Annotated in this window: 19 protein-coding genes and 2 tRNA genes; 12 read left to right on the forward strand and 9 right to left on the reverse strand. The window is 55.9% G+C overall.

The window, feature by feature from the left end; genetic code table 11:
* Nucleotides 1-14 precede the first annotated feature (14 nt).
* Nucleotides 15-977: a DMT family transporter gene (locus Q1A74_RS02770; protein ID WP_299592166.1), complete on the reverse strand. Its 963-nt coding sequence runs from the start codon at nucleotides 975-977 to the stop codon at nucleotides 15-17.
* A gap of 241 nt (nucleotides 978-1,218) precedes the next feature.
* Between Q1A74_RS02770 and Q1A74_RS02775 the strand changes: the two genes are divergently transcribed.
* From Q1A74_RS02775 to Q1A74_RS02820, 10 genes are all read left to right on the forward strand, one after another.
* A tRNA-Val gene (locus Q1A74_RS02775) sits at nucleotides 1,219-1,295 on the forward strand.
* A 121-nt stretch (nucleotides 1,296-1,416) separates the two neighbouring features.
* Nucleotides 1,417-3,351 carry a threonine--tRNA ligase gene (gene thrS / locus Q1A74_RS02780; RefSeq protein WP_299592168.1) on the forward strand — a complete coding sequence of 645 codons (1,935 nt, stop codon included), beginning with the start codon at nucleotides 1,417-1,419 and terminating at the stop codon, nucleotides 3,349-3,351.
* Nucleotides 3,352-3,406: 55 nt separating this feature from the next.
* Nucleotides 3,407-3,934 carry a translation initiation factor IF-3 gene (gene infC / locus Q1A74_RS02785; protein ID WP_299592170.1) on the forward strand — a complete coding sequence of 176 codons (528 nt, stop codon included), beginning with the start codon at nucleotides 3,407-3,409 and terminating at the stop codon, nucleotides 3,932-3,934.
* 148 nt (nucleotides 3,935-4,082) lie between these two features.
* Complete coding sequence (gene rpmI / locus Q1A74_RS02790) at nucleotides 4,083-4,277, forward strand: 50S ribosomal protein L35 (protein ID WP_248215837.1); 195 nt, start codon at nucleotides 4,083-4,085, stop codon at nucleotides 4,275-4,277.
* Between the two features lie 36 nt (nucleotides 4,278-4,313).
* On the forward strand, nucleotides 4,314-4,673 hold the full coding sequence (rplT, locus tag Q1A74_RS02795; RefSeq protein WP_010131381.1) for a 50S ribosomal protein L20: 360 nt from the start codon (nucleotides 4,314-4,316) through the stop codon (nucleotides 4,671-4,673).
* Between the two features lie 257 nt (nucleotides 4,674-4,930).
* A complete protein-coding gene (gene pheS / locus Q1A74_RS02800; protein ID WP_299592174.1) occupies nucleotides 4,931-5,944 on the forward strand; it encodes a phenylalanine--tRNA ligase subunit alpha in 1,014 nt (337 codons plus the stop codon).
* 58 nt (nucleotides 5,945-6,002) lie between these two features.
* The gene (gene pheT, locus Q1A74_RS02805; protein WP_299592176.1) at nucleotides 6,003-8,393 is read left to right on the forward strand and encodes a phenylalanine--tRNA ligase subunit beta; all 2,391 of its coding nucleotides are present in this window, start codon (nucleotides 6,003-6,005) and stop codon (nucleotides 8,391-8,393) included.
* A 132-nt stretch (nucleotides 8,394-8,525) separates the two neighbouring features.
* Nucleotides 8,526-8,831: an integration host factor subunit alpha gene (gene ihfA, locus Q1A74_RS02810; RefSeq protein ID WP_043315900.1), complete on the forward strand. Its 306-nt coding sequence runs from the start codon at nucleotides 8,526-8,528 to the stop codon at nucleotides 8,829-8,831.
* Nucleotides 8,812-9,177, forward strand: a complete 366-nt coding sequence (locus Q1A74_RS02815) for a MerR family transcriptional regulator (RefSeq protein WP_299592181.1) — start codon at nucleotides 8,812-8,814, stop codon at nucleotides 9,175-9,177. Before ihfA ends, Q1A74_RS02815 begins: the two co-directional genes overlap by 20 nt.
* 137 nt (nucleotides 9,178-9,314) lie before the next feature.
* Nucleotides 9,315-9,391 (forward strand) — tRNA-Pro (locus Q1A74_RS02820).
* 194 nt (nucleotides 9,392-9,585) lie between these two features.
* Here the strand turns inward: Q1A74_RS02820 and Q1A74_RS02825 are convergent.
* Both Q1A74_RS02825 and Q1A74_RS02830 read right to left on the reverse strand, forming a co-directional pair.
* Complete coding sequence (locus Q1A74_RS02825; protein WP_299592183.1) at nucleotides 9,586-10,251, reverse strand: hypothetical protein; 666 nt, start codon at nucleotides 10,249-10,251, stop codon at nucleotides 9,586-9,588.
* Nucleotides 10,252-10,261: 10 nt separating this feature from the next.
* Nucleotides 10,262-10,726: a hypothetical protein gene (locus Q1A74_RS02830; protein WP_299592185.1), complete on the reverse strand. Its 465-nt coding sequence runs from the start codon at nucleotides 10,724-10,726 to the stop codon at nucleotides 10,262-10,264.
* A gap of 319 nt (nucleotides 10,727-11,045) precedes the next feature.
* On the opposite strand from Q1A74_RS02830, the gene Q1A74_RS02835 reads away from it, so the two are divergent.
* Both Q1A74_RS02835 and Q1A74_RS02840 read left to right on the forward strand, forming a co-directional pair.
* A complete protein-coding gene (locus Q1A74_RS02835; protein ID WP_299592187.1) occupies nucleotides 11,046-11,360 on the forward strand; it encodes a cupin domain-containing protein in 315 nt (104 codons plus the stop codon).
* Nucleotides 11,361-11,641: 281 nt separating this feature from the next.
* Nucleotides 11,642-12,037, forward strand: coding sequence for a heme-binding protein (locus Q1A74_RS02840; protein ID WP_299592189.1), 396 nt, complete (start codon nucleotides 11,642-11,644; stop codon nucleotides 12,035-12,037).
* 83 nt (nucleotides 12,038-12,120) lie between these two features.
* Here the strand turns inward: Q1A74_RS02840 and Q1A74_RS02845 are convergent, their stop codons facing one another.
* The 6 genes from Q1A74_RS02845 to Q1A74_RS02870 form a co-directional block, all read right to left on the reverse strand.
* Complete coding sequence (locus tag Q1A74_RS02845) at nucleotides 12,121-13,206, reverse strand: alpha/beta hydrolase (RefSeq protein WP_299592191.1); 1,086 nt, start codon at nucleotides 13,204-13,206, stop codon at nucleotides 12,121-12,123.
* Nucleotides 13,207-13,277: 71 nt separating this feature from the next.
* Nucleotides 13,278-13,967 carry a Crp/Fnr family transcriptional regulator gene (locus Q1A74_RS02850; RefSeq protein ID WP_299592193.1) on the reverse strand — a complete coding sequence of 230 codons (690 nt, stop codon included), beginning with the start codon at nucleotides 13,965-13,967 and terminating at the stop codon, nucleotides 13,278-13,280.
* A gap of 108 nt (nucleotides 13,968-14,075) precedes the next feature.
* The gene (locus Q1A74_RS02855; protein ID WP_299592195.1) at nucleotides 14,076-14,615 is read right to left on the reverse strand and encodes a flavin reductase family protein; all 540 of its coding nucleotides are present in this window, start codon (nucleotides 14,613-14,615) and stop codon (nucleotides 14,076-14,078) included.
* Nucleotides 14,605-15,576 carry a hypothetical protein gene (locus Q1A74_RS02860; RefSeq protein ID WP_299592197.1) on the reverse strand — a complete coding sequence of 324 codons (972 nt, stop codon included), beginning with the start codon at nucleotides 15,574-15,576 and terminating at the stop codon, nucleotides 14,605-14,607. Before Q1A74_RS02860 ends, Q1A74_RS02855 begins: the two co-directional genes overlap by 11 nt.
* A gap of 83 nt (nucleotides 15,577-15,659) precedes the next feature.
* Nucleotides 15,660-17,135 carry an FAD-dependent oxidoreductase gene (locus Q1A74_RS02865; RefSeq protein ID WP_299592199.1) on the reverse strand — a complete coding sequence of 492 codons (1,476 nt, stop codon included), beginning with the start codon at nucleotides 17,133-17,135 and terminating at the stop codon, nucleotides 15,660-15,662.
* 15 nt (nucleotides 17,136-17,150) lie between these two features.
* A complete protein-coding gene (locus Q1A74_RS02870) occupies nucleotides 17,151-18,164 on the reverse strand; it encodes a hypothetical protein (protein WP_299592201.1) in 1,014 nt (337 codons plus the stop codon).
* Nucleotides 18,165-18,269: the final 105 nt, after the last annotated feature.

The following is an 18,269-nucleotide window of genomic DNA, read 5'->3' on the forward strand; positions in this document are numbered from 1 at the left end:
GGGGGCGCTGCGGATTACTGGTTCGGCGAAGGGTTGGGCTCCACGACTTTTGGTTGTGGAGCCTGCTTCAACAGCAGCAGGCTGCCGATGATGATCGCCATGCCCATCAGGTGGTATGCCGTAAAGGGTTCACCCAAAATCAGTGCTGCGGCAATCAGGGTGACAACTGGGCCAGATGTGCCGATGGCGCCGGTAGATGCCGAGCCAATCTGCAGGATGGCGGCGCTCATCATCAGTGATGGCACTACAGTGCAAAGAAAGGCGACCGCCAGCGCGTAGCCGTATACCGGCCATGGTTGTTGCAGGCGCGACCAGTCCCCCTGGATGGCAAAGTGCACAGCAATGGCAGCGCTCGCCGCCATCATTGCCAGCGCGGTGAACTGCCTGCTTCCCAGTGTCTTGATCACTTTTTCACTGAATGCCACATACAGTGCAAAACTGAACGCACTGCCAAACGTTAGCAGGGCGCCCCAGCTGATGCCGTCCAGATTTACCCAGGGTGGTGTGGCCACGCCGGTGCTGAAATTCTGATCCTGCCAGTAAATCAACAGAATCCCGCCGTAGGCACCGGCCAGGCACATTAGCTGTCGGGGTGATACTTTTTTGCCGAGAAACAGCCAGCCTAGAATCAATACCAGCGTGGGATACAGGTAAATGATCAGGCGCTCGAAATTGGCGCTGATATAGCGCAACCCCTGTAGGTCCAGGAAGCTGGCCAGGTAGTAGCTGCAAAGCCCCAGTACAATGGTGATCAGCAGATTGCGGCCACTTACCGGTTGCCACTGTCCGCGGCTGCACAGCAGTACAAGGATCGCAATATAGAAAGGCAGTGCCAGCGCCATTCGCAGCAGGATAAATGTCTCTACCTCGACGCCGTAGCGGTAGGCGAGTTTGATAAAGATGGCTTTGATGGAGAAGAGGGCGGCTGCGCCCAGGGCCAGCAGGAAGCCGCTGCTGGCGATCGGTGAGGTGCTCATAAAATCCTTCGGGAACCACTTTGAGAGACCAGGCGCGCGCGGGCAGCAGTGGGGTCGCCGCGGCGTTGACCTGGCGCTGCGTCCTGCAGCTGGGCCACGATACCCCAAGTGCTTGATTGGCGGAAATGTTTTCTGATTTGAGCGGTTGAAAAGCCCAAAAGCCGGTGATAAAGTTCGCCTCCTTCGCAGCGGGGCTGTGCGCCATGAAAGTCTCATGGGTTCCCCTAGTCTGCAACACCATAGACCCGTAGCTCAGTTGGTTAGAGCGCTGCCTTGACATGGCAGAGGTCAGCAGTTCGAGTCTGCTCGGGTCTACCAGTTTCTCACGAGTTTTTTCATCTATTCTGATCTGACTCGTTCCGGGCTCAAGCCCAAATCTCACACACTGTGAATCACGCGGTCTTTCGTAGGGGTCGCCACTGATAGAAAAGGAAGTGCAATGCCTGTTGTCACCCTCCCTGACGGTTCCCGTCGCGAATTCTCCCATTCTGTATCTGTGTTCGACGTTGCCAATGATATTGGCCCTGGTCTGGCGAAAGCTGCGCTGGCGGGTGTCGTAGACGGCAAGGAAGTGGATACCAGTTATGTGATCGATCAAGACACCGATCTTGCGATCGTGACCGAGCGCCAGCCAGAAGGCCTGGAGATTATTCGTCACTCCACCGCGCACCTGCTGGCCCAGGCGGTCAAGCAGCTCTATCCCGGTGCCCAGGTCACAATTGGCCCGGTGATCGAAGATGGCTTCTATTACGATTTTGCCTACGAGCGCCAGTTCACCCCGGAAGATCTCGAGAAGATCGAGCAGCGCATGAACGAGCTGGCCAAGGAAGATCTTCCGGTCAGTCGCCGTCTGTTGCCCCGCGATGACGCGGTCAAATACTTCCGTGAGATGGGTGAGGAATACAAGGCGGAGATCATCGCCAGCATCCCCACCAACGAAGATATCTCCCTGTATCGTCAGGGCGACTTTGAAGACCTGTGCCGAGGCCCCCATGTGCCGTCTACTGGCAAGCTGAAGGCCTTCAAACTGACCAAAGTAGCCGGTGCCTACTGGCGCGGCGACGCCAAGAACGAAATGCTGACTCGCGTATACGGCACGGCCTGGGCCAACAAGAAAGAGCTCAAGGCCTACCTGCACCGCATTGCCGAGGCGGAAAAGCGCGACCATCGCAAGCTGGCGAAGAAGTTTGACCTGTTCCATATTCAGGAAGAGGCGCCGGGCATGGTGTTCTGGCATCCCAATGGCTGGACTGTGTACAGCACCATTGAGCACTACATGCGCGAGCGTCAGCGCGAGCGTGGCTATAAAGAGATCAAGACCCCGCAGTTGGTGGACTTTTCTCTGTGGCAGAAGTCCGGTCACGCCGACAAGTTTGGCGACGACATGTTTACCCTGGAAAGCGAAGACCGCCAGTTTGCGATCAAGCCCATGAATTGCCCGTGTCACGTGCAGGTGTTCAATCAGGGCCTGCGTAGCTACCGCGATCTGCCGCTGCGCCTGGCGGAATTTGGCTCCTGTCACCGCAGCGAGCCATCTGGTTCTCTGCACGGCCTGATGCGCGTGCGCGGTTTTGTGCAGGACGATGGCCACATCTTCTGTACCGAAAACCAGATCCAGTCCGAAGTGTCCGAATTCATGGACCTGCTGCACGCGGTCTATAAAGACTTCGGCTTCGAAGAAGTGATCTATCGTTTATCTACCCGTCCGGAGCAGCGCGTCGGTTCCGATGAAAGTTGGGACAAGGCGGAAAAAGCGCTGGCGGACGCGCTGAATGCGGCCGACCTGCCGTGGGAAGAGCTGCCGGGTGAGGGCGCCTTCTACGGGCCCAAGATTGAGTTCTCCCTGAAGGATTGTCTCGGTCGGGTCTGGCAGTGCGGTACCATTCAGGTGGACTTCTCCATGCCGGGCCGCCTGGAAGCGCAATATGTGTCGGAAGATGGTTCCCGCCAGACTCCGGTCATGCTGCACCGTGCGACTCTCGGGTCATTCGAGCGCTTCATCGGTATTCTGATCGAGAACTATGAGGGCGCCTTCCCGACCTGGCTGGCGCCGCAGCAGGTGGCGGTGTTGAATATCACTGATCGCCAGTCTGAATATTGCCGGAATCTCGAGTCCAAGCTGGGGGCGGAAGGCTTCCGTGCCGCTGCCGACTTGAGAAACGAGAAGATCGGCTTTAAAATCCGCGAGCACACGCTTCAGCGTGTTCCTTATCTGCTGGTAATCGGCGATAAGGAAGTGGAAAATCAGACGGTCGCCGTGCGGACACGTAGCGGTGAGGACCTCGGTACAATGACTTATGAGTCATTCCTTGAGGTTCTCCAGCAGGACGTGGATCGCCGCGGCCGTTCGTCTATTGAAGGTGCAGCAGAATAAGCACCCAGGTAGGCACTTTTATTAATTACCGGAGACGAGTGTTATTAAACGAGATATGAAAGGACGGTCCAAAAAGGCCCGCATCAACGATCAGATCGAAGCTTCTCAACTGCGATTGATTGGTGCGGATGGCGAACAGGTCGGTATTGTAACTTTGGAAGAGGCGCTGGAAGCAGCGCAAAAGGCCAGCCTGGATCTCGTTGAAATTGCATCGGACTCCGATCCCATCGTCTGTAAAATCATGGACTATGGTAAGCACATTTTTGAGGCCAAGAAGGCCAAAAATGCGGCTAAAAAGAAACAGAAGCAGCAGCAGATCAAGGAAATGAAGTTCCGTCCCGGTACTGATATCGGTGACTATCAGATCAAGCTGCGCAACCTGACCCGCTTCCTGGAAGCCGGGGACAAGGCAAAAGTATCCCTGCGCTTCCGCGGCCGTGAAATGGCTCACCAGGAGCTGGGGATGGAAATGATGCAGCGCATCGAGAAAGATCTCGAGGAGCTGGGTACTGTGGAGCAGCGGCCCAAGATGGAAGGCCGCCTGATGATTATGGTTATCGCTCCCAGTAAAAAGAAAAAGTAAGACCCGGATATTCGTATCTGAGTCTTCTTTTCGGGAAGTGATCGGGCGACGGCTGCCTTCTCACTCCCGCAAGTCACCCCTTTTGGGGTGGCCAATATCAACGTAGGCGTCTGCTTGCAGGCGAACCTAAAACTATTTGGAGTACAAAATGCCGAAAGCAAAAGTACATTCTGGCGCTGCCAAGCGCTTCAAGAAGACCGCTTCGGGCTACAAGCACAAGCACGCGAACAAGAGCCACATCCTCACCAAGATGACCACCAAGCGTAAGCGTCAGCTGCGCGGCACTCAGCTTATGAATAAGTCTGACGCCACCCTGGTCGATCGTATGTTGCGCGCCAAGTAATTGGCTGCACCGGTAAAGGTTTAAGAGGATAGTTATATGGCCCGTGTAAAACGTGGTGTAGTGGCGCGTCGTAGTCACAAGAAAATTCTGAAGCAGGCTAAAGGTTATTACGGTGCACGTTCGCGTGTATTCCGCGTAGCCAAGCAGGCAGTCATCAAAGCTGGTCAGTACGCTTACCGCGACCGTCGCGTTAAGAAGCGTAACTTCCGCGCACTGTGGATCACGCGTATCAACGCGCAATCCCGCGCTGAAGGCCTGAGCTACAGCCGACTGATTGCTGGCCTGAAGAAGGCGGATATCGCACTGGATCGCCGTGTTCTGGCTGATCTGGCGGTATACGATAAAGCCGCTTTTGCTGCCGTAGTTGAAAAAGCCAAGGCAGCCCTGGCCGCTTAATTAGCGCCTGCAGAATAAATCGGCCCGCAAGGGCGGATTTGTGCTTAAAGAATAGGGAAGGGCTGTTTGGCTCTTCCCTATTTTTTTTATCGGCGCTAACTGGGTTGGTCAGCCGGTCACATACGAATTTTTGACACGGCGGACTGCAATGATCTGCCGTGTTCCCAAGCAGTTGTTCCTGAACAAGTGTTTCAAAATAACAATTGTCACTCATCGATCAGAACGAGTCAGAGCGAGCCAAAAGCGAGAAAGTTTCAATGCAAGAATTGCAATCCCTCACCGAGCAGGCGCTGGCGCTGGTAGAAAAGGCTGGCGACCTCGCGGCACTGGACCAGGTGCGGGTGGATTACCTGGGTAAAAAAGGCCAGATCACCGCGCTGCTGAAAGGGCTGGGCAAACTGTCTGCGGAAGAGCGTCCGGCAGCGGGAGCCAAAATCAACGAGGCCAAGCAGCAGGTACAGGAAGCCATCAACGCGCGCCGTACCGCGATGGAAACCGCCGCCATAGAAGAAAAGCTGGCGAAAGAAACCATCGACGTCACCCTGCCGGGTCGTGGTGAAGAGCAGGGCAGCATGCACCCCATCACCCGCACCCTGCGTCGCATTGAAGAAATCTTCCAGCGCCTGGGCTTCTCTGTAGAGCAGGGCCCGGAAGTTGAGGGTGACTACTACAACTTCGAAGCCCTGAATATTCCCGCCCACCACCCGGCGCGGGCCATGCACGACACTTTCTATATCGACCCCGCCACGGTATTGCGCACGCACACCTCCTCCGTGCAGATCCGCACCATGGAAAAAACCAATCCGCCCCTGCGCATCATCTGCCCGGGCCGGGTATACCGTTGCGATTCGGATGTCACCCACTCGCCCATGTTCCATCAGGTGGAAGGTCTGGTGATCGATGAGGGTGTGAGCTTCGCGCACCTGAAAGGCTGTATCGACCAGTTCCTGAAAGCCTTTTTTGAAGCCGACGTGCCGGTGCGTTTCCGCCCGTCCTACTTCCCGTTCACCGAGCCCTCTGCAGAAGCGGACATTCAGTGCACCAACTGTGGCGGCGAAGGCTGCCGCGTATGCTCCGGTACTGGTTGGCTGGAAATTCTCGGCTGCGGCATGGTGCACCCCAACGTCTTCGCCTCCTGTGATATCGACAGCGAAAAATACTCCGGCTTCGCCTTTGGCCTCGGTGTCGAGCGCATGGCCATGCTGCGCTACGGCGTAAACGACCTGCGCCTGTTCTTCGACAACGACCTGCGCTTCCTGAAGCAGTTCTAAATAGCGAACAACGAACGCACGTAAGGTGCCGTAAAGAATTCAGAATTAGAGAAAGACTATGAAATTCAGCAACGCCTGGTTACGGGAGTGGGTAAACCCGGACCTGACAGCACAGCAGCTGGCCGACCAGATCACCATGGCGGGCCTGGAAGTCGACGCCGTAGAACCGGTTGCCGGCACATTCTCTGGCGTAGTCGTCGGTGAAATCGTCGCCTGTGAGCAACACCCGGACGCCGATAAGCTCCGTGTGTGTAAAGTAAAAGGACACCCGGAAGGAGAGGTGCAGGTAGTGTGTGGCGCACCCAATGCGCGCACCGGCATCAAGATTCCATTTGCCCTGGTAGGCGCCAAACTGCCCGGCGATTTTAAAATCAAAAAAGCCAAACTGCGCGGAGTGGAAAGCTTCGGCATGCTGTGCGCCCAGACCGAACTGGAACTGGGTGACGACAGCGATGGTATCTGGGAGCTGCCGGAAGATGCCGTTACGGGCACCGACCTGCGCGAATACCTGCAGCTAGACGACAGTACCATCGAAGTCGACCTGACCCCGAACCGCTCCGACTGCCTCGGCGTCGCCGGTATCGCTCGCGAAGTCGGCGTACTGAACCGCTGCGAAGTCACCGAGCCGGCCATTGAACCGGTAGCACCGGCCATCGACGACAGCCTGCAGGTTTCCCTGCTGGCCGAGGAGGCCTGCCCGCGCTACGTGGGTCGTGTGATTCGCAATATCAATATCGATGCAGTAACCCCTTTGTGGATGCAGGAGCGCCTGCGCCGCAGCGGTGTGCGCAGTATCGACCCGGTAGTAGACGTAACCAACTATGTGCTGCTCGAGTTGGGTCAGCCCATGCACGCGTTTGACCTCGCCAAGCTGAACGGCGGTATCAAAGTGCGTATGGCAGAGCAGGGCGAAAAGCTCACCCTGCTGGACGAGCAGGAAGTGGAGCTGAAAGCCGACACTCTGCTGATCGCGGACGAGAAAGGCCCGCTGGCTATCGCCGGTATCATGGGTGGCCTGCACTCCTCCGTCACCAAAGCCACCAAAGACATCTTCCTGGAGAGTGCTTTTTTCAGCCCGCTGGCCATCGCCGGTAAAGCGCGCTCCTACGGTCTGCACACGGATTCCTCTCACCGCTACGAGCGCGGCGTGGACTACCGCCTGCAGGAAAAAGCCATCGAGCGCGCCACCCAGCTCTTGCTGGACATTGTCGGCGGCGAACCTGGCCCGGTACACCTGCGTGAAGTGACCGAGGCCATGCCGGCCGAGCGTCGTATCACCCTGCGTCGTCAGCGCGTGAGCGGTGGTCTCGGTATCGAAATGAGCGATGCCGAGATCGTCGAGATCATCACTCGCCTGGGCCTGGAAAAAATTGGCGAAGACACCGAAGGTTGGACCTTCCTGGTGCCCAGCTTCCGTTTCGATATCGCCATCGAATCTGATCTGCTGGAAGAGTTGGCCCGGGTATATGGCTACAACCGCATCCCCAGCATCAGCCTGAAGGCGTCTCTGGATATCGTGCCCCGCGCAGAAGCCCATGTGGCTCAGTCACGGCTTGAGCAGACCCTGCTGGCGCGCGGTTATCAAGAAGCCATTACCTTCAGTTTTATCGACCGCGAAGCCTCCGCCAAATTCGAGCCAGAAGTAGACCCCGTCGCTCTGCAGAACCCCATCAGTGCAGAGCTTGCGGTGATGCGCCCAACCCTGATGGCGGGCCTGGTAAAAACCCTGCAGTACAACCTCAACCGTCAGCAGGACCGCTTGCGCCTGTTCGAAACCGGCCTGCGATTTGTTCCAGGTAGCGACGCTTCCCGGGAGCAGTTGCAGCAGGAGCGCATGATTGCCGGCTTGATTTACGGTACCCGCCAGCCCGAAGGCTGGACCGGATCCAAGGATCTGGTGGACTTCTACGACATCAAAGCGGATGTGGAAGCCCTGCTGGAGCACTACGACGCCCAGGGCGAGTTTACCTTTGCGCCCGCCAAACACCCGGCACTGCACCCCGGCCAGTGTGCCGAGCTGCAGCGCAACGGCAAGCCCGTTGGCGTACTGGGCGCTCTGCATCCGGAGCTGCAAAAGGCCTACGACCTGCCGAAGGGCACTTTCCTGTTTGAATTGAGCTTGGATGGCTTGGGGCAAGCGGTCATTCCTGCCTTTGCTCCACTGTCCAAGTTCCCTGAAGTGCGTCGCGATCTGGCTGTACTGGCCGATGTGGACACCCCGGTCGGCCAGTTGGCTGAATCAGCAGTCAAGGCGGCTGGTGAATTTTTGACAGACTTCAACATTTTTGACGTCTATCAGGGCAAAGGCATTGATTTTAATAGAAAAAGTGTCGCCATGGGCTTGACCTTTCAGCATCCCTCGCGCACCCTTAACGACGAAGAAATCAATGCCGCCGTGCAAGCGGTTGTTTCTGAACTAGAACAAAAATACAACGCCAGCCTGCGCTGATTCGGTAAACGCTCCGGGATACGCAGGCTGATGCGCGTATCCCGAGAGCGTCTGCCTCCGGGTTCCAAGCCAACGCGGTACCAGGCTTAATAACCGGGAGTCGACGCCTCTGAATCTGTTGGGCAGGAACCAATGACAGAGGCACTGACCAAAGCCGGGCTCGCCGAGAAGTTGTACGAAGAGCTGGGTTTCAACAAGCGCGAAGCTAAAGAAATCGTCGAATATTTCTTCGAGGAAATTCGCAACGCCCTTGAAAATAACGAGCAGGTCAAACTGTCGGGTTTTGGCAATTTCGATCTGCGTGACAAAAGCCAGCGCCCGGGAAGGAATCCCAAGACTGGTGAAGAAATCCCCATTTCCGCGAGAAGGGTCGTTACCTTCAAGCCGGGGCAAAAACTCAAGGCACGAGTAGAAGAAGATGCTGGAAGCGAGTCATAACAGCGAACTCCCTGTAATCCCGGGGAAACGCTATTTCACAATTGGTGAGGTTAGCGAGCTGTGTGCAGTCAAACCTCATGTACTGCGCTACTGGGAACAGGAATTCCCACAGCTCAGCCCGGTTAAACGTCGTGGTAACCGCCGCTACTACCAACACCAGGATGTCATCCTAATACGTCAGATCCGTGCACTCTTGTATGAAGAGGGCTACACCATCGGCGGCGCCCGCCTGCAGATGGAAAGCGGCAGCTCGGAGAAAGTACAGACCGTACAGATGCAGCAGGTAATCCCACAGATGATCGCTGAGCTGGAAGGTGTACTGGAACTATTGGAGGTCGAGGCCTGATTCAGGCCCGCTCAAAAAGGCGCAAAACAGACTTGCATTCCCACCGTACTTCGGTATGATTTGCGCCTCATCGCAAAGCGGTGCCCCTTATAAATCAAGCACTTACGTAACTTTTACCCCGCTTGATTTGCTCTTATCGGAGTGTAGCGCAGCCTGGTAGCGCACCACACTGGGGGTGTGGTGGTCGTCGGTTCAAATCCGGCCACTCCGACCATTATTCTCGTTGAATCTCAACGACTGAAAAGCCCGCCTGCTGAGCGGGCTTTTTTGTGCCCGAAGTTTTAGTCCACATTGATTCCAATTATAAGGGTGAGCCAAAACGGGCTGTACAGTTGATGAAGGCTTAGTAAGTCTATTGACCTCTAAGTGCTACAGGCGTCGCACTTATGGCGTGAAGTGCTGTGATAATCAGTTGGTTCCGTTTTTCAGTAGCTGGATGCGCCCCTTATTGGCCCCAATAAGCAGTAGTTCATAACCATTGCCAAATGCACTGGGGTTGCTCCAGTCAAGCCGCACAATCCAATCTTCAGTGCCATCGCTATCAAGATCACCTCTGGCTAACAGGGTGTAATCAATGTCAAGTCCATTTAGGTTGGTTCGAACCACTGTTGGGCTTATTGTCGTTGCCTCAGCGTTGGGGAAAGCCTCCGATATTTTTTTGTTTGGTGCTGGTGGTTGATTTCCCCCTAAGTTTGGGGTGGCGCTTGCAGGTAGTTGCTGAATAATTTCGCTGGCAAGTTTTTGGGGGAAGAACGTCTTTTGAGAATGGTCTGCAGTGAAATAGTGTTTTAGGGCATCGCAATTTATATTCAACATGGTGAACAGAGGGAATTGATCTTCTTTGACGGAGTTTTCCGTCGTGTTTTCTATGTCGCTACATGTCCTAAATTGGATTGTCGATCCATCTTTTGCATCCAGCTTGTAATCGAACTTACTCTCGCCGTAATTGCTTCCAAGCTCGATTAGTCCGGGAAAGTTGTCGGTATAAATAACTTTTTTTATTTCGCCATTTTCTGATTTCTGAGCGCAGGCGGAAAATGAAACTATCGCGAAAATTGTTAATAAGGCTCTCACATCGTGCTCCTCAGGGTTTAGCCGCAATGGCATTTTGGCGGGCCAACTGCAGAAGATCCTTTACAGAAGTATTTCTGCTGGGGCTGACTTGAGGGCGATGGCACTCAATGCTTGCGGTCAGCCAGTCTTCATTCTGAATAGCAGTGTTGAACTTTATAAATTGGTGCTTCAGTTTGGTTGCCCCAACGTTGAAGATCATGTCGAACAGGGCCAATTGCACTTGCCGTGGTAGGAAGTCGAAGTTCTTTGGGTGGCCTCCGCTGATACTGTAGAGCGTGCTCAGTTCGGCATAAAAGCTGTTGATATGCCTGTCCCTCTGGATCTCTATATCACTGTCCTTCATTATGAGCTTGCAATACTGTTTATACCACGCTGCACGGTAGTTACGCTTTTGCTTGAATATTTGATCGAATTCTTGTTGTTTTTGAATCGTAGAGGCTGGCGCTGCGGCCAGGCCGTTCTGTGTGGTATACATGGGAACCGTTGTAATGGAGTGGCGGTCGGGGATTAAGTGGCCGATACCAACGGTAACTTTTCCTGCGGTGTCTAGATATAAGTGGTTGTATCTGCCTTCATATTCTTCGAGTTTTTTGCGACAGTGTGCCGAATCGTAGCATCAAGGGGCATGATCAATTTCCGTATTTCTTGCTGAGTATCGGATTCTATCCCCTATACACGATTTTTGATATTCAGTTTGCCGGTACTGTGGTGCCAGTTCATGCAGCGTAGGGCGCTGTAATCTGAATGTTTACTATGCATAGGCTGGCTATTCGTATTTCATAATCGGAGCGAGAATGAAAAATATATTTTCGAGTGTTCCAAATTTTTGTCAGCAGGAAAAATTCGTTGAACTGCTTTCCCGCGAAAACGTAAGAATCGAACGCATCATCTCTCAAGGCCACTCCACTCCCGAAGGCGAGTGGTACGACCAGGACGAAAACGAGTGGGTGATGGTGTTGCAGGGTGCGGGGCGCTTGTTGTTTGAAGACGGGAAAGAGTTGCTGCTGGAGGTCGGAGATTACGTGAATATTTCTGCTCATGAGCGACACCGTGTTATCTGGACCCATCCCACGGAGACGACGACCTGGCTAGCGGTGTTTTATCGCTGAAGTGCTGTGTTAATTATTAGTCTTTGTTGTTCAGTCGTCTGTCAGTGGGAAAGTGAAGCAGGAGAATGAGTCAAGAAAAGGGGGCAAATCTTGACATGATAGTCCTAGCGCGACATCTTACTTGGGCATAAGAAACTTTTCAGATTTCGTGCGTAATCAAGAGCCTTACACCGGCTGTAAAGTGAGAAACAAAAGTGATTGAAAGAATATATAAAAGCGCTGTAATCGGGCTCCTGTGCCTATGCTCGCTTGGCGTATGCGCCGAAGAAAGTAATAAAACGATGACCTATGATTTGGCGTTGAAGGCGATTGACACCGCTGAAGCATATGCGCGCGAGAAGAATTGGAATGTGACCATTCTGGTGACGGATGAAAATGCGAATCCGGTTATGCTGCGTCGCCTCGACGGAGCTTCAATCCGATCTATCGGCTTCGCCACGAGTAAAGCGCTTGTTGTGACTCAAACTGGCCTTTCAACAGCCGAGTATGCCACCAAGATCAAGTTGGGTGAGATCGATGAAATCGAAGGTGGGGTCACTTATCAAGGTGGTGTTCCGGTGTATGTCGCGGGCAAGCTGATTGGTGCCGTCGCTACCAGTGGCGTCCAGGATTACCAGGATCGGGAGATCTCTATTGCCGGTGCGGAAACCATCGGAAAAATATCTCTGGTTCAATAGAACCCTGGATCGACAAAATGGAGAATGCCCGGGCTACTTAGAGTAGTCCGGGCCCTTTGCGCAGTACCCTGTGTGTCAGGGTATCAATTGCCTGAGCGCGTCTCTGGTGATTCATTTGCCAGAAAACCCTTGAGCGCTGCTATATAGCGGTCAAAATCCTCAAATTGCGGCACATGCCCAATCCCTTCCAGTTCCACCAGTTTTGCATTTGGTATGGCTTTCGCAGCGGCTTTGCCGAGCTGGTCGTAGCGGCCGAGTTGTGCGCGGATGGATTCTGGTGCGCGACTTCGGCCGACCGCGGTGCGGTCACGGGTGCCGATAATGAGAAGAGTGGGAGCTTTCAGGTCGCCAAATTCATATAGGACCGGTTGGGTGAAGACCATGTCGGAGGTGCGGGCGTCGATCTCTGCGATTTTTTCTGCATCCGGGCCGATGGTCCAACCTGCCTGGATGGCGAGCAGCGGGTTGTAGTCTGCTTTCCATTTGCCGTCGAAGTAGGCGGCGGTCATATAGCTTTTCACTTTCTCCGGTGTTTGTTGCCTTTCCTGGGCGATCGCCTGGTCGATTGGCTGGTAGGGGGTGGTGCGTTTCCAGTCTTCCAGGCCAATGGGGTTGATCAGCACCAGTTTTTCTACGGAGTCCGGGTACATCAGTGCAAAGCGGGTGGCAAGCATGCCGCCCATGGAGTGGCTGGCAATGGTGGCTTGGGCGATGTTGAGCTTATCCAGTAGCGCTTTTGTGTTGTCGGCCAGTGCCTGGAAGGTGAATTGAAAACCTTCTGGTTTGCTGGATTTGCCAAAGCCGATTTGATCCGGTGCGACTACTCTGTATCCCTGTTTGGTTAGCGCATCAATGGTGCTCTGCCAGTAGGCGCCGGAGAAATTCTTGCCGTGGAGCAGCACCACCGTTTTGCCGTTTGCCTTTTTTGCTGGCGGCACATCCATATAGGCCATTGTTACCGGTTGCTGCTGGGCGGTGAATTCGAATGTTTTTACCGGGTAGGGATATTCCATCGCGCTCAGGAGCGCGTCTTGCGGCGCTATTTTGGGCGCACTGCTGGTTGCAGTATCTGTGGCGAAGGATGCGGAAGAAGAAAGAACAGTGAGGGTGAGAAGTGCTTTGACGGCCTGGCGGGTAAACCAGGCGCGATTCCGATTTTTGTGCGACATATAACGCTTCGCTCTCCTTGCGGTTGTGTATTGGTTTGGCCGGCGCAGAAGGGGAATACTGGCGGCGAAAATCAGTGCACGCTGGCCATATCTTCCAGCTGTGCGCGGTCGAGAATTTTGATGCGATGGGCACTGGCGATTTCGATGATACCGATACCTGAGAGCTTGGCCAGTGCGCGGCTCACAGTCTCGATGGTGAGGCCCAGGTAGTCGGCGATGTCCTGGCGGCTCATAACGAGGTCGATCTCGGTCTTGGTGATGCCACACTGGCGGCGCTGGATCTGGTCGAGGAGGAAGCAGACGCGCTCGTGGGCTTTCTTTTGCCCCATGGCGAAGAGGTGGTCCATAGCCTGTGCCAGTACGTTGCCACCCATGGTGCGCGCGTTGCTTTTCAGCAGAGGGTACTGATCAATGATTTCGAGTAATGCCCGGCGGGGGAACATCTGCAGCTCTGTGGTGCTCAGGCAGACGACGCTGTATTCAAACTCATCGGTATTGGTAAATCCGATGTAATCGCCAGAGTAGGCGAAGGAGATGACCTGGCGGCGCCCGGCGCGGGACAGGCGTTCGATCATCAGAATGCCGGATACCACCACATAGACGTTTTGTGCGGTGCTGTTCTGGTGGATGAGGTATTCGCCAGCGGAGGCCCGTCGGCGCTGGCAGATCTGGGTTAGACGGCCGAGCTCTTCGTGCCCCAGTCCACGGAACATCTTGGAGTGGAAAAAGGTTTCAGGACTTTTCAGAGCGGTGGCAGTCACGGTTATAACCTTATAATTAAATGGCTGTTTCCAGATCTTATTGCGTATAAGTGACCCTGTCTACGACGTAATTTTGTACGGGTTGGTACGGGCGTCCCTGGTCGTTTTTTAGGCGATCTGGGCGTAGCGACCGCGGTGGAAGACCAGTGGCGCGTGTTCCTGGTTGCTCATGCCGCGTACCCGCCCGACCATGATTACATGGTCGCCGCCGGCGTAGCGGTGCTCGACGCTGCACTCCAGGCGTGCACAGTACTCTTCCAGCAGGGGCACACCTTGAGTGTTCAGGGTATAGGAAACCTGTTCGAAGCGGTCCACACCCTTGCGCGCGAACAGGCTGGAGAGGTCGCTCTGGCCCTGATTCAGCACGTGGATGGCAAAATGGTTGCAGTTGTTAAACGCGTCAAAGCAACCCGCCTTGCGGTCGATGCACCAGAGTACCAGCGGCGGGTCCAGTGACACCGAGTTAAAGCTGCTTGCGGTCATCCCCACAGGCTGGCCGTCCTGATCGCGGGTGGTGACGATGGTGACGCCGGTGGCGAATTGCCCGAACACCTGGCGCAGGGCCAGTGGGTCAATAGCCGCGGCGGGCTCTGGGGACGGCGCCGTGGGGGCGGCCTCAACCGCCAGGGCTTCTGCTTTACTCGACATACTGTGCTCCCAGTACCAGGTCACCTTCCTCCCAACGCAGTACGCCGAAGGTGGTGTATTGCTCTTTCTGTGACTGCATAAACTGCCAGGCGCAGACCAGGGTGTAGTCTTCGTCGATCTGGGTCTCGCGGGACCAGAGTTTGAAGGCCTGGCCGAATACGTGGCGCACCGAATAGAGATAGCGTCCGTAAGACATGCCGTTACCGAACATATCCGGGCCGTGATACTGGTGGTGGTTGCCGTTGCGGGTGCGCATGGCGGTCCAGCGCGCGTTGACCACGCCTTTGATTTCGATGGTCTGCTCGGAGTGCAGCAGGTTGATCGGCTTGTGGTGGATGGTCACTTCGTTGTGGCCCACCAGCTCCTGTTTGTCGTTGTAGACCTCGAATTTGCCGGTAAAGCGGCCCGCGTGTTTGACCGGCAGGTTGAATGGGCGCTTGCCGTCCTTGCGCTCCTGTTCCAGGAACTGCTCCACGCGCTTCTGGGTTTTCGAGTTGGAGTCGTGGTCGTCAGTGACGATGTAGAGGCCATTGAAAACGCCCACCAGGGTGTCTGCTTCGAACAGCTGCGAGGAGTACACCTGAATGCCGAGATCCGGCACTACGTGATTCATGGTACGCAGGTTTACATTCCAGCCCGGGGAGTAGTAGTTGGAGTCCACCAGTAGGCCGTAAGGGCGTCCGCTGCCGACAAAGTCGGGGCCGGTGTAGATGCGATCCTGGTCGGAGTCGATCACGCCGAATTTGAAGGGGCTGCCCAGTTCGAACCGGTCGTTGAGTGGGCCGGTGGCATCGAAACGGGTTTGCATCCAGTAGGTGGTGCGCCCATCGGCGAACTCGCTGGCTCGGGTGACCTTGTTGTAGCCCACATGCGTGCCGCTGGCTTCAAACAGGGATGGCAGGCCGTGCCATTCGCCCTCAATGGATTTTTGCCAGTTGCTGGGTTGTTTGTTGTCGCTCATGGTTTCTTCCGTTCGGGAATTCGAAATTGCACTTTATATGGAGCACACGTTACCGCGTGCTCGGGCGGAGACCTTGCCAAAAATCAATTCTGTAGCAGGGCCGGCACCTGTTCGGTCAGGTTTGCGGCCTCGCTGGTGGCGTCGCCACACAGAGCGAATCCCTGCAGCGTCCCTTGGCTATCGACAAATACAGCGCGTACACCGGTGTCATCGGCGCGCTGGATTTCCCAGTTGCCGGAAATCCACGGGCGTGCCGGCGACACGGTCACCGGGCAAAGCGTCGTTTTGATGGTGACTGGCATTGCGCCGTAACGTACCTCGGTCGGCGTGCCGCAAAGCGTCTGTGCCAGTGCGCGGGCGCCTGCGAGCAGTGGCGCCACGTAGCAGAGGTTGCGACCGTCTACTTCCGCGCAATCACCCAGGGCATAAATATTCTCGACGCTGGTTTGCAGTAGTCGGTCGGTCACGATGCCGCGGGCGACCTTGAGTCCGGCTTGCTCCGCAATCTGTGTGCGGGCACGTACCCCAATGGCAGAGATTGCCCGATCACAGCGCAGTTGCTGGCCGTTTTCCAGCGTGGCGAGGAGCTGCCCCTGGCTGTGGTCCAGGCGGGCGACACGTGTACCGAGATGGAAGTTGACGCCCGCCGCGGCGAGATGCTGTTTCACCAGTTGGCCCGCGGGTGCCGGGAGCAGGGTGGCGAGGACTTCGCCCTGCGGTTCCACCACATGGACTTCGAAGCCCGACTGCACCAGATCATTGGCGTACTCGCAGCCGATCAATCCGCCGCCGATGATCAACACCGAGCGGGCGCCGCTACTGCCCGCGTAAAAACGCTGGAAATCCTGCAGGTCGTTGATGGGCATGGCCGCGCCGCCGGCATTGCCTTCCATGGGCGCGGTGATGGTATCTGCGCCCACTGCCAGTACCAGTCGACCGTAGGGCAGCTGTTGTGTGCGCCCGGCGGTTTCCAGGGTGATGGTCTGATCGGTACTGCCGATCGCCTGCACTCTCGTCAATGTCAGAATCTGTGCGGCCAGGGTTTGCGCCATGGTACGCGCGTCGCTGGTCATCAAATCCTGCGGTGCGCGACGCTTCTGAAAGGCGGTGCTGAGCTGCGGTTTGGAATAGTAAGTCCCGTCGTCTGCGCTCACCATGACCAGTGGTGTGGTGGTGTCGAGCTTGCGGATTTCTCGCGCCAGGTTGTACCCGGCAAGGCCGGTACCGATGATGACGATTGGCGGGAGGCTGTAATCGATATGTGCGGAGACTTCTGCGGGTGCTGCAACGGCATCGGCGGGAATGGCCTGTGCTTCGCTGTGCTCTGCGGCGGCGGTTTGTGCGGCCTGTTCTGTGCTTGGCTCGGGGTCATTTTGTGCTTCGACGGTGCGGACTTCTACCATTTCGAAGTCGCCTTTGCCGACGCCGCATTCCGGGCAGAGCCAGTCGTTGGGAATATCCTCCCAGCGTGTTCCCGGGGCAATGCCTTCTTCCGGGGCTCCTTTCTGTTCGTCATATACCCAGCCACAGACCAGGCACTCCCAAACTCGATACTGCATAGTGATTCTTTCCAATTACTTATTACAAACGATGGCCATGCGCGTGCGTTGGCCTTGCACTATTGAGGAAAAGTTTTCCGGCGTATCGTCGCGCAGGTGTACTGACAGAAATGCACCAAAAATTTCGCCGAGTAGCTGGCGTGCCTCGTCCGGGTTTTCTACCGGGTAATCGAGAAATCCGCGGCCGGTACAGGTGTCGACGGGATGACAGACGCTAAAGTGATTGGCCTGCCGCAAAATACACAACCAGTTTTTCTGTTGGTTGTCACTGACCGCGCGGGCGAATGTTTCTTCGATGCGGCCGCTGCACAAGGCGCTGTTGTCGATATTGATATTGTTATCACCATCACCATCACCATCACCATAGCGCTTGCCACTGGCGGCAATACATCCATCGCGATCGCCGCCGGCGAGCAGTACCGGAATATCCGCCTGAGGCGCCAGTAGCGTGTCCGGCTCCCAACCCAGTACAGTCGCCGCGCCGGTGTGGGCGCCGTAACTGAACATGGCGCGCAGCCCGGGTAACCAGGTGTCGCGGCCATTGATCAATGCCAGTGTGCCGCCGGCGGAGTGGCCGCCCAGCGCCAGTCGCTCAAGGTCCAGCTTGCCGGCCAGCAGCCCGCTGGTATTCAGCGCGTGCAATTCCTGCAGGAGCGACGGGAGTAATACGGCGGAGGGGCTTTCGCCAAAGGTGTCCGGTTTTAGGGCGGCGATGTCGATACCGGGGGTGAGGCTTACGCACCCTGGCATTTCCTCGGCAATCAGCCACGGGATCACGGTGACGATGCCCAGTGCTGCGAATTGCGCCGCGAGCCAGCTGTAGCTACTGGGTTCTACGTTTACGCCGGGCAGAAAGATCGCAACGGGGAAGGGGGCCTGCTCACTGTCGCAGGGCACCTGGCCGGTATTCCGCTCCGTGTCTGAATTGGAGGGGGAGGCCGGGTAGTACACTTTGAGGGTGGCTGTGTCGTGTGGCGACTGCAAAGTCGGTACACGGAAGCTGGTAAAGAAAGCGCGGGTAGTGGGCATATTCCGGACTCGGCCTGTCATTGTGATTATGCCCCAAGGATATTTGGCTGCCGGTCCGGGAGAATGACAATTGTCAATTAGAAAAGCAGGCGGTTGCGCTACAAA

It is taken from the genome of uncultured Microbulbifer sp., from assembly GCF_947504145.1.
Classification (GTDB): domain Bacteria; phylum Pseudomonadota; class Gammaproteobacteria; order Pseudomonadales; family Cellvibrionaceae; genus Microbulbifer.